The 10,994-nt window shown below is 72.9% G+C and carries 7 protein-coding genes and 1 CRISPR repeat array; of the genes, 5 read left to right on the top strand and 2 right to left on the bottom strand.

The genetic code is table 11. The features are described 5' to 3' along the window. Positions 1-32 precede the first annotated feature (32 nt). A CRISPR array of direct repeats spans positions 33-734; the repeat unit is 29 nt; unit sequence GGGACCACCCCCGCTGGCGCGGGGAAGAC. Positions 735-985: 251 nt separating this feature from the next. The 4 genes from KZQ38_RS37130 (at position 986) to KZQ38_RS16765 (ending at position 5,196) form a co-directional block, all read left to right on the top strand. Then, positions 986-1,306, top strand: a complete 321-nt coding sequence (locus KZQ38_RS37130) for an antibiotic biosynthesis monooxygenase family protein (RefSeq protein WP_219442966.1) — start codon at positions 986-988, stop codon at positions 1,304-1,306. A 74-nt stretch (positions 1,307-1,380) separates the two neighbouring features. Further along, a complete protein-coding gene (locus KZQ38_RS16775) occupies positions 1,381-2,607 on the top strand; it encodes a hypothetical protein (RefSeq protein WP_219442965.1) in 1,227 nt (408 codons plus the stop codon). Then, entirely contained in the window at positions 2,604-3,686 is a 1,083-nt protein-coding gene (locus KZQ38_RS16770) for an S-methyl thiohydantoin desulfurase family protein (protein WP_219442964.1), read from the top strand. Before KZQ38_RS16775 ends, KZQ38_RS16770 begins: the two co-directional genes overlap by 4 nt. A gap of 43 nt (positions 3,687-3,729) precedes the next feature. Beyond that, entirely contained in the window at positions 3,730-5,196 is a 1,467-nt protein-coding gene (locus KZQ38_RS16765; RefSeq protein WP_219442963.1) for a PucR family transcriptional regulator, read from the top strand. A gap of 51 nt (positions 5,197-5,247) precedes the next feature. On the opposite strand, the gene KZQ38_RS16760 is transcribed toward KZQ38_RS16765, so the two are convergent. Beyond that, positions 5,248-6,906 (bottom strand): hydantoinase B/oxoprolinase family protein, encoded by a 1,659-nt coding sequence (locus KZQ38_RS16760; RefSeq protein ID WP_219442962.1) that lies wholly within the window; start codon positions 6,904-6,906, stop codon positions 5,248-5,250. Then, entirely contained in the window at positions 6,906-8,945 is a 2,040-nt protein-coding gene (locus KZQ38_RS16755; protein WP_219442961.1) for a hydantoinase/oxoprolinase family protein, read from the bottom strand. Before KZQ38_RS16755 ends, KZQ38_RS16760 begins: the two co-directional genes overlap by 1 nt. Before the next feature lie 524 nt (positions 8,946-9,469). Between KZQ38_RS16755 and KZQ38_RS16750 the strand changes: the two genes are divergently transcribed. Then, positions 9,470-10,303: a hypothetical protein gene (locus KZQ38_RS16750; RefSeq protein ID WP_219442960.1), complete on the top strand. Its 834-nt coding sequence runs from the start codon at positions 9,470-9,472 to the stop codon at positions 10,301-10,303. Positions 10,304-10,994 lie beyond the last annotated feature (691 nt).

Below are 10,994 nucleotides of genomic sequence, written 5' to 3'. Positions count from 1 at the left end.
GCCGTCGAGGTGGTGTCGACGGCTCACCCCGAGGGACCACCCCCGCTGGCGCGGGGAAGACGCGGCCTCGGTAGACGTAGCCCAGAGCGCGCAGGGACCACCCCCGCTGGCGCGGGGAAGACGAGACCCCGCTGCGTCCGATCATCGTCGATGAGGGACCACCCCCGCTGGCGCGGGGAAGACCGGGCCGGTGGCCGTCTGGCAGGACGCACAGCACGGACCACCCTCGCTGGCGCGGGGAAGACAACCATCCGGAGGGCGTCGGGACTCCTCCTCAAGGACCACCCCCGCTGGCGCGGGGAAGACCCGGCGACCCCGTCGGACGGCGTTCCCGGGCCGGGACCACCCCCGCTGGCGCGGGGAAGACCATGTAGGCGCGTGCGGCCCGGCGGCGGGTGTGGGGACCACCCCCGCTGGCGCGGGGAAGACGCAGAAACAAGAAGTCCGATGATGCGTCGATTGGGACCACCCCCGCTGGCGCGGGGAAGACCTGCCCTGTCACGTGGCGCATCTGCTGGCGGACGGACCACCCCCGCTGGCGCGGGGAAGACCGGCCGGAGGTTGCGGACCGCTTCGGGCGGCAGGGACCACCCCCGCTGGCGCGGGGAAGACCGGTTCATTGATCAGATCAGTCCGGTGTCGAAGGGACCACCCCCGCTGGCGCGGGGAAGACTATTCCAGGACGCAGAAGCTCTTGTGAACCCGGGGACCACCCCCGCTGGCGCGGGGAAGACACTTGTTGACCTGTGACCTTATAGCGGCCTGGGGCGGTTTTCATTCGGTTCATCATCGTCTCGTTATGTGTTGCAGGCGCCGTTACTCGGAGCACGCGGCCGGACGCCTCCTCTGCCCCAGAAGACACGCGCTGGGCCACACGCACAGGCGAACCCCTCATGAGGGTGCTCCAAGCACAGCAGCCGTGAACGCGCTTCCTACAGTGACGCTCTCGCCGCTCAGGGCGGCGAAACCACACTCGGGAGGCACCGTGATTCGCAGCGTTCTCTACCTGTCCGCCCGCCCCGGCGGGGGTGCGGAGCTTGAGGAGTTCTTCCGCGAGCACCGGGTGCTGGAACGCGCTCTGGCCAAGCCGGGCTGTCTGGGAGCGGCCCTGCACCGGCCCGTCGGCGGTGGTGACCGGTACGTCGTGACCGCGACCTGGGAGAGCCCGTCCGCTTACGACGCGTGGGTCGACGACCCGTGGCGGCGGGGCAACGCGGCTGAGGTCGAAGCCTTGCTGGAGGGCTCCGTGCCGGAAGGCGGCGTGTTCGAGGTCGTCGAGCGGACCGGGGTTGAGACTGATCAATGAGCACCCGCGCGTGGACCGGCGCGGAACCGCGCGGCTTGCGATGATCGGGGTTCCGGACGAGGTGGAGGCGGGCGGTGCGGATCGGTGTGCGGCTGACCCCCGACCTCGCGCACGGGGCGCTGGTGGCCGGTGGCGCGCTGGTCGCGTCCAGGTCCGGTGAGCCCCGCGAACTGCTCACCCGGCTGGCGAGCGGGTCACGGGTCGACACCGTCACGTGGGACGTCTCCGCCGTCCTGGACGCCTCCCTGGGGTCGGTGACCGGTCGGGTCGCCGCCGTCCGGGTGCTGCCGGGCGTCGCGCGGGGCACCGCGCTGGGCGGGCACCCGTCGCCGCTGGTGCGCTCGCTGGTCGGCTGGCGGGGCCACGTCACCGGGGGACACGACCTGTTCGGCGCGGAACTGGCGCCGTTGGCGCTCGACGACCAGGCCGCCGAGCTGGCCGCCGCGGGCGGTCTGGACACCCTCGTGGTCACCGCGACCGGCGCCGTCGGCCGGGCCGACCACGAGCGGGAGGTCGCCGCCCGGGTGCTCGCCCACCGCCCCGGCCTGCGCCTGTGCCTGTCCTACGAGGTGGGCGGTCCGGGCCTGCTGGAACGGGAGGCGGCGGCCGTGCTCAACGCCGCCCTGCTGGACGTCGCCGACGACCTGGTCGACCGGTGCGCGGCGGCCACGGCGGCGCTGCCCGGCGAGGTGGGCTGCGGGTTCGTCACGGGCGAGGGCGGCCGGGTCTCCGCGGAACGCCTGCGGTCGCTGCCCGTGCTGGCGTTGGGCGCCGACGACGCCACCCGGCTGTCCGGCGCGGCCGTCCTGGGCGGTGCGACCGACGCCCTGGTGGTCCTCGTCGGCCGGGAGGTCGTCGTCGGGCACGTGCGTGACGGCCTGCCCCACGTGGAACCCGACCTGGTCGGACCGCACGGCGTGCGGCTCGCGGCCCCTCGGCCGGTGCTGAGCAGGACACCCGTCGAACCCGCCGGTCACGACCACGTCGTGGTCGCCCTGCTCGACGGGGCCGAGGACGTGGGCGACCTGGCCGGGACGCTGGTCCGGCCCGACGCCGACCTGGGCGCGGTGGGCGCGGCGTGCGCCCGCGCGGGCGCGTGGCTGGACGTCGTCGCGACCGCCGACACCGCCGACGAACTGGACCAGCTGCGGGAACGGGTGCGGCAGCGGGCGTTGACCGTGGTGGCGACCAGCGGCAGCGAACCGGGCGCGGCCAGGGTCGTGGCGGACACCGCCCGCCCGGTGGCCTACCTGCGCAGCGGCGTCTACCGGCTGCACGTCCGGGCCACCGGTGCGTCATGAGGGAGATCTCCGCCGCCGACCTGCCGGCCCTGATGACGGGCAGCCGGCTGCTGAGCGCGTCGACGGGGTTCATCGTGGACGCCTGCCTGGACTGGGTCGCGGAACTGGTGGACCGGCACGGCCCGGTGCCCCTGGTCGGCGTGGCGGACCTGCCGCCGGAGAGCCCGTGCGCGGCGATCGCGATGGTGGGTTCGGTGACCGCGCTGGCGGAACTGCCGCCCACGGGCGAGGAGCCGGAACTCGCCGTGCGGGCGCTGGAAGCCCGGCTCGGCCACCCCCTGCGCGCGGTGATGCCGTTGGCCGCCGCGACGGTGAACGCGTTGTTCCCCATCGCCGCCGCGGCGGTGTCGGGCCTCCCGCTGGTCGACTGCGACGGGATGGGCCGCGTGCTGCCGTTGATCCAGCAGAGCACTTACGCGTTGGCGGGCTTGCCGTTGACGCCGCTGGCCGCCGTGGGCGCGGCCGGTGACGTCGTCGTGGTGGACGCCGCCGCCACCCGCGCCGACCCGTTGCTGCGCGCGGCGGTCACCACGGCGGGCGGCTGGATGCTGTGCGCCATGAACCCGACCACGGCGGGCCACCTGCGGAACGCCGCCATCCCCGGCGCGGTGAGCAGGCTCATCGACGTCGGGCGGGTCCTGCGCACCGCCGCCGACCACACCGCGCTGCTCGACGACCTCACCCGCGTCCTGGGCGCGAAGCTGCTGGGCAGCGGCCGGGTCGTGGAGCTGTCCCACGACACCCGGCCCACCGGACCGGGGCTGCCCGCGAACCCGACCAGCGTGGCGGTCGTGGAGTACACCGGCGCCGGGCGGTTGATCCGGCTGGAGGCCCAGAACGAGTTCCTGCTGGCCACTGTGGACGGTGCGGTGGCCGCGGCGGTGCCCGACCTGCTGTGCCTGCTGGACCGGCGGGAACGGCGGGTGGTCGACCCGGAGAGCGTCGTCGTGGGAGACCACGTCGACGTGCTGGTGATCCCGGCCGCGCCCGTGTGGCACACGCCCGAGGGCCTGCGGCTCGCGGGTCCGCGGGCGTTCGGCTTCCCGGTCGGGCACCCGCGAGAGGGGATTTCCCCGTGACAGCAGGAAAAGCCACCCGGGAACGGCGCACGGAGCACAACTCATGAGCAGTCGCACCCAGGAAGAGCTGTCCGTGGCCGAGTTGGTCCATTATGGACCGCTGAGTCAGGCACGCGCGCTGGTCACCGCCAACCTGGACCGCCGCGTCTCCCACGTCGAGCTGGTCGGCGAACTCGACCAGGTCCGCCGCTGCCGCCCCTACACCGCCATCGTCCTGCACCACGCCGCGGCGCACGGCGTCTGGGCCGTCGAGTCGGCGCTCCGGCTGGCCTGGGAACGCGGCGCGTCCTGCGTGGTGGCGCCCGAGGACGTCGGCGTGCCGCGGTCCACCGTCCAGCTCGCGGAACGCCTGCGGGTGGCGTTGTTCGCGGTGCCCGCCGACCCCGCCCGGCACGCCCTGGACCTGGCGGGCGCGATCGCCAGCCCGTCCGCCGCACGCGCGATGCTGACCGCCCGGTGCGCCGAGCTGTTCGGCGAGCGGACCAGCGCACGGGGCATCGTCGGCGTCGTCAACGCGGAGGTGCCCGGCGTGTCCGCCGCCCTGGTGGCGGCCGACGGTCACGTCCTGGCGGGCCAATCCGCCGCCGCTGCCGCACCCGGCCTGCGCGTGCCCGTGCCGGGACCGGACGGGCGGCCGTGGGCGGAACTGGTGGCCCGCCTGTCCACCGACTCGCCCGGCTGGGTCGAGGTGGTCCGGACCATCCTGCACCTGGCCAGGGCGCCCCTGGCCGCCGCCGTCGCCCGCGGCCGGCTGTCCCTGGCCGACCGCGTCGCGGAGGACCGGCTGATCCTCACCGCCCTGCTCCGCGACGAACCCTCCCCGGACGCCGAGCGGGCCGCGGCCGACGCCGGGTGGCGCACCGCCGGCAACCACGTGGCCGTCGCGCTGCGTGCCGAAGGCGTGTCCATTGTGGACGCGACACCCGGTCTGGTGGCGCGCTGGCGCGAAACCTTCGCCGACCGCCCGCTGGTGCCCACCGCCGACGGGTGGGTGACCTGGTGGACCGGTGACGAGGCGACCGCGGCGACCGTGGCCCGCGTGGTGGAGAAGGGCCTGACCCGCCTCGCCGCGCCCGTCGCCCTGACCGCGGGCGTCGGCAGACCCGGCCGCGACCTGCCCGGCCTGCGTCGTTCGCTGACCGAGGCGGGCCTGGCCGCGGCGGGGCGCGACGAGGGCGCCCGCGTCCGGTGCTTCGCCGACCTCGGCGCGCGCGTGGTGCTGGCGTGCCTGCCGGTGGGGGAGATCGCCGCCGCGTCGGCGGTGGCGTTGCGCGAACTGGTCGAATCGCCCGAGGGGCCGACGCTGGTCGCCACGATCGCCGCCGTGCTGGACTGCGGCGGGTCGACCAGCCAGGCGGCGGCCCGGTTGGGTGTGCACCGGAACACCGTGCTCGGCCGGGTGGACCGGTTGCGCGCCAAGGGGATCGACATCGACTCGGCGGATCGGCGGCTGGCCCTGCACATCGCGTGCTACGCCCTGCTGAACGCGTGGCCCACACCCGAGCCCTGAAACCGCGTCCGCCGGGGGTGGCCGGCACCGGTCCGGCCACCCCCGCGCGGCTCACGCGCCGTAGACGGCTGCCGCCCGCTCCCGGCTCACGTGGCCGTCGGCGATGTCGTCGCGCACCGCGGCGTCGTCGCGCTCGGCGGGGGACCCGTAGCCGCCACCACCACCGGTCATGCAGCGGATCGTGTCACCTGCCTTGAGGCGCAAGCCGTTGCACTTCAGGAGGCGGCGCTCGTCCGGGCGGCCGTGGTTGATCACGACCTCCGGCGGAGCCGCGTCCGAACCGCCGAACAGGCCCCACGCCGGGGTCGTCGAGCGCTCGAACCACAGCGACACCGTGCAGTCCTGCTGCGCCACGTACTCCCGCACGACCCCGTTCCCGCCACGCCAGCGGCCCGCGCCGCCCGAGTCGGGCCGGATGGCGTACTCGGTGATCCGGAACGGGTACCGGGTCTCGAACACCTCGATCGGGATGTCCTTCAGCGAACCGTTGACGTTGTTGATGAGCGCGCTCTCACCATCGGAGCCCTCCCACGCGCCCCAGCCGCCGAGAGTGGCCTCCAGGCTCACGTAGTCGCGGCCGTGCCGGGCATCGCGGCCCGCCAGCAACACGATCATCGAGTCACCGTGGCTCGCCGCCGCCACCCGCTCCGGCATCGCGGGCGCGAGGGCCTTGGCCACCAGGTCGATCAGCAGCCCCAGGTGGGAGAAGTACCACTGGCAGGCGGCTGGCGCCTGCGCGCCGAACACCGAACCCTCGCGCACCCGCACCGACATCGGCCGGAACGAACCGCCGTTGCCCGGCACGTCCGGGCTCACCAGCAGCTTGTACCCGACCCGGCACGCCGACACCGTCTGCGCCGTGCCGCAGTTGACCGGACCGACGGTCTGGTCCGCCGACTCGGTCACGTCGAACTCCAGGCTCTCCCCGGACACCGTGATCGCCAGCTTCACCGGCACCGGCGTGGTCAGGTCCACGCCGTCGTTGTCCAGGAAGCCCTCGGCGCGGTAGACGCCGTCGGGGATGTTGCGGATCACCTCGCGCTCCAGGCGCTCGGTCTGCGCGAAGATCTCGTCACGGGCGGCCCGCACCGTCTCCAGGCCCCAGCGCGCCACGATCTCGGCCAGCCGCGCCTGGCCCATCTTGATGGTGGCGATCATGGCGTGCATGTCGCCGCTCGTCGGGTACGGGAAGCGGACGTTGGTGGCGATGGTGTCGATCACCGCCGCCACCTCCCGGCCGCCCTCCACCAGCTTCTGCGGCCCCAACCGCAGGCCCTCCTGGAAGATGTTCACCGAGTCCATCGACCCGCCGGGGTCCTTGGAGCCCACGTCGATCCAGTGGGCCCGGGTGGCGGTGAACCCGACCAGCGCGTCGTCCACGAACACGGGGCCGAAGATGGTGACGTCGTTGAGGTGCGTGCCACCCAGGTAGCTGTCGTTGAGGATCCACACGTCGTCGGGCTGCCACACCTCCCGGCCGAACCGCTGCTCGGTCGCCAGCGTGCACGTCTCCAGGTTGCCCAGGAAGATCGGCAGACCCGCGGACTGGCCGAGCACCTGGTGCTCGTCGTCCAGCAACGCCACCACGCAGTCGCCGCACTCGTAGATGATCGGGGTGTAGGCCGAGCGGATGAGGGTCGCGTTCATGTCGTCGGCCGCCGACGTCAGCGCGTTGCGGACGATCTCCACGACCACCGGGTCGATGCTCATCACTTCTCCTTGTCCTGCACCAGAAGCGAGCCGATCGCGTCGACCGACACGGTGAACCCGGGCGGCACCACGGTGGTCGCGGTGCTCTCGACCACGATCGCGGGGCCGTCGAACGAGTGGCCGCGGACGAGGTCGTCGCGGCGGACGACGACGGTGTCCCTCGGCTCACCGCCGAAGACCACCGGCACCACGCGGTGCGGGAACTCCGCGCCGCCCTCGGGCAGCCGCTCGGTCTCGGCCCGGCCCAGGTCGCCGAACGCGGTGGTGCGCAGGGTGACGAACTCGATGGGAGCGCCCGGGTTCGCGTGGCCGTAACGGGCTTCGTGCAGCTGCGCGAACCGCTTGGCGACGATCTCCACGAAGTCCTCGCGCGTGGGTTCGTCCGCGTCGTGCACCGGGACGGTCAACGTGTACTCCTGCGCCACGTACCGCACGTCCACCGCGTGCTCGACCCGGCGGCCCGACTCCGGGACGCCCTCGTCGGCCAACGCGCGCAACCCCTCGTCGGCCATGGCGGCCAGCCTGCGCGCGGTGTCCGCGCGGTCGAGGTCCTCGTCCACGTGGAAGTACGGTTCGACGAAGTCCTTGCGGATCTCGGTCTGGAGCATCCCCCACGCCGAGAACGCGCCGGGGAACCGCGGCACGACGACTTCCCCGATCCCCAGTTCCCGCGCCAGGAACACGGCGTGCATCGGCCCCGCGCCGCCGAACGCGACCAGCGTGAACTCCCGCGGCTCGATGCCCCGGGACACGGTGATGGTGCGGATCGCCTGCGCCATCTTGGCGTTCGCGACGTCGCAGATGCCCTCGGCCATCGCCACGGTGCCCAACCCCAGCCGCTCGCCGAGACCGGCCACGGCCCGCTCGGCGGCCTGGACGTCCAACGTCAGCTCGCCCCCGGCGAACCACTCGGCGTCGATGCGGCCGAGCACCAGGTTCGCGTCGGTGACGGTCGGCTCGACGCCGCCCCGGCCGTAGCAGGCGGGACCGGGCGCCGCGCCCGCCGACCGCGGCCCGACGCGCAGGCCGCCCGCCTCCTCCCAGCCGACCGAGCCGCCGCCCGCGCCGATGGTGTGGATGTTGACCACGCTCATCAGCATCGGCAGGCCCTCCAGGGCCGCTTCCGGCGAGATGTCGGGTTTTCCGTCCACCACAAGGGAAACATCGAACGACGTGCCGCCCATGTCGACGCAGATCATGTTCGGCCGGTCGAGCGCTTCAGCGAGCGCGACACCGCCCATCGCGCCGCCGACCGGACCGGACAGCAGGGTCTGGAGCGGGCTGCGGCGGGCGGAGGAGGCGCGGAGGATGCCGCCGGAGGACTGCATCACGTGCAGGGGGACCTGAAGACCGCGGTCCTCCAGGCTGTCCTCCAGCCGGGCGAGGTAGCGGCGGATCACCGGGCCGGTGTACGCCTCGACCACCGCGGAGGACGTGCGCTCGTACTCGCGCCACTCCTTGGCGGCCTCGTGCGACAGCGACACCGTCACGCCGTCACCCAGCTCCTCCTCCAGGATCTGCCTGGTGCGCAGCTCGTGCGCGGGGTTGGCGTAGCTGAACAGGTAGGCGACGGCGATCGCGCCGAACCCCTCGGCGGCGTACCGCTTCGCCGCCGCGCGAACGGCGTCCTCGTCCAACGGCGCCAACTCGGCCCCGGTCGGGTCAAACCGGCCGCCGACCTCCACCACGTCGCGCAACGGCAGCAGCGGCTCGGGCTTGCGGTAGTGCAGGTCGTAGAGCCGCATCCGGGGGCCGCGGGCGATGTGGTAGGTGTCGCCGGCGCCGGCCGTGGCCAGCAGGAGGACCTTCACACCGCGGCGTTCCAGGAAAGCGTTCAGGCCCTGGGTGGTGCCGTGCACCATGAACGAGATGTCGTTCGGCTGGGGGACCAGCGTGGAGAGGGCAGCGAACACGCCCTCCGTGAGGTCGTGGGGCGTGGTGGACGCTTTCGTCGCCCGGTAGCGCCCGGTTTCCTCGTCGTAAGCGACGACATCGGTGAACGTGCCACCGATGTCCATGGAGACCCGGTATCGGCTCATCAGCGCTCCTCTCTGGTGGCGGTCAAGCTAGAGAGGACGTGGCGTGGGGCACTGTGCGTGGTGAACAGTCGCGGCGCGGTTGACAGTGCAGCGGGCCTCTGTGGTCTTCGGCTCCGGTGAGTGGTTCGTGCCGGTGTGGGGTGCTGCTGTGGGGCGCCGCTGTGCCGTCTTCGTGGGTGTGGCTCTCCGTGCTCTGGCGTGCTTGGCGGATGCTGCGGTCGTCGCGGTCGTGCGCGTGGCGCGGTGGTGCCCTCAGGTCCGTCGGACGCTCAAGGCCCCGTGACGGCCCTGTGCCAGGCCCAATCCGCAGTTCTGCGCCGTTCGGACGCGGTTGTTGACGACCGATTGCCGCAGGCATACCTTCATGGGTGATCCGGGTCACACCGTTCGGGTGAAATGGCCAGCACTTCCGGCCACACACCGCAGTCGACTAGGACTTTCGCGGACCACCCACCCCCGCAGAAAACCCACCGCCCTCACGCCATCCGCACAGCCGTTCCCGGCCCACGCCTAACCAGTCCAGCGTGCCCGGATCCCGAAAGACCCCTCCGGCGAACGCTGCGCCCACCGTTGCGCCTCCGATCCATGTCGCCGACACCGCCACGAGCCTGTCGCCGTCCGACCCCCACCCCAGCACCGCCGCGATCCCCCACTCCGACAACCCCGGCGATCCGGCAACAACCCGCCAAACTCGGAGAACCGCCATGCCCACCAAGCCCCGCCTCCACAATCTCCCCCGCCTCCACAATCTCCCCCGCCTCCGCAACCTCCCTCGCCCCCGCGGCCTCTGCGGCTTCCACCCCCGCCTCGGCAGCCTCCCCCGCCCCCGCCGTCCGATCACAGCCCTCGCCACCCTGTTCCTCACGGTCGGCCTGTGCCTGTCCGGTGTCACCGCAGCCCAGGCAGCCCCCGCGGACCTGACCTGCGCCGGCACCAACACCATCCGCTACACCCCCGGCCTGACGCTGACCCCGCAACCCACCAGCCTCACCTCCACCACCAACTACGCGCTGTGCCAACCGCTGGGCTCGTCCGGCGTCACCTCGGGCTCCTCCACCACCACCGCCGCAGGCGGCAGCCTGTCGTGCCTCAACCTCGGCGGCAACGGCGCAGGCCAGGCGACCATCACCTGGAACACCGGGCAGACCAGCACGTTCACCTACAACACCGCGACCCAGACCGTCGCCGGACAACGCGTCGTCACCCAGACCGGCAGCATCACCGCCGGCCTGTTCGCCGGCGACACCGCCGTCCAGACCATCGTCGGAGCCGCACCCAACCTGCTGGACTGCGCCCTCAACTCGCTCACCAGCGTCACCGGCGTCGTTCTGCTCGAAATCACCACCGCACTGCCCTAACCACTCCACGGCGGACGGGCCGCTCACAGACAACACCCCGACGACCCGCCCGCTTACCCGCTCGCTCAACTCGCTCGCCCCACGCGGCCCCGGTCCGACACCCGCGCCCCACCGGGCTCCACGTATCCCAGCAACCGGAGCTGCCAGCACAGCGAGCAGGCAGGGCTCACGGCTTCGCCATGTTCCCCGGTGCCGCCGTGCCAGCACCCGCCGAGCGTTGCGCAGCGACCGGCCGGAGCGCCGGCTCGATGGGTCGGCTCGGCGGCGTATCGGGAGGGCAGCCGTCACCACAGCCCGGCAGGCACATCGCGGTCGCGGGTGCCTGGCCGGTGCCGGGCTTCCGGAAGCTGAACGCTCTTACCTGCTGTCCCAGACCCGCGAGCGCCCCACGTGCTACCGGGCACGAGCGCCCGTACGTCGTGTCGGGTGGGCTGCTCGTAGTCGGTCAGCGAGTCGGCATGGTCTCTGAGTGCAGTGCTGGAGGGAGTGTGCACGCCGGTACCACTCGACAGGCAGGCGCGCAGGCGCTCGTCATCACCTCCTCAGGATCGCCCGGGCCGCCTTCCGCCTATTTAGGCTCATGCTCCGACCGAGCCTCCAGGTTGTGTCTCAACCGGATTCACCTGGACGTGTCCGACGGGTGCCCGGCCAGCCCTGGAAGTTGCCGACTGGAGGAGCAGAGCATGGCTTG

This window comes from Saccharothrix obliqua (assembly GCF_019375475.1).
Classification (GTDB): domain Bacteria; phylum Actinomycetota; class Actinomycetes; order Mycobacteriales; family Pseudonocardiaceae; genus Actinosynnema; species Actinosynnema obliqua.
The sequence above is the reverse complement of the archived record's forward strand: the minus strand, read 5'-3'. Positions and strand labels throughout refer to the sequence as shown.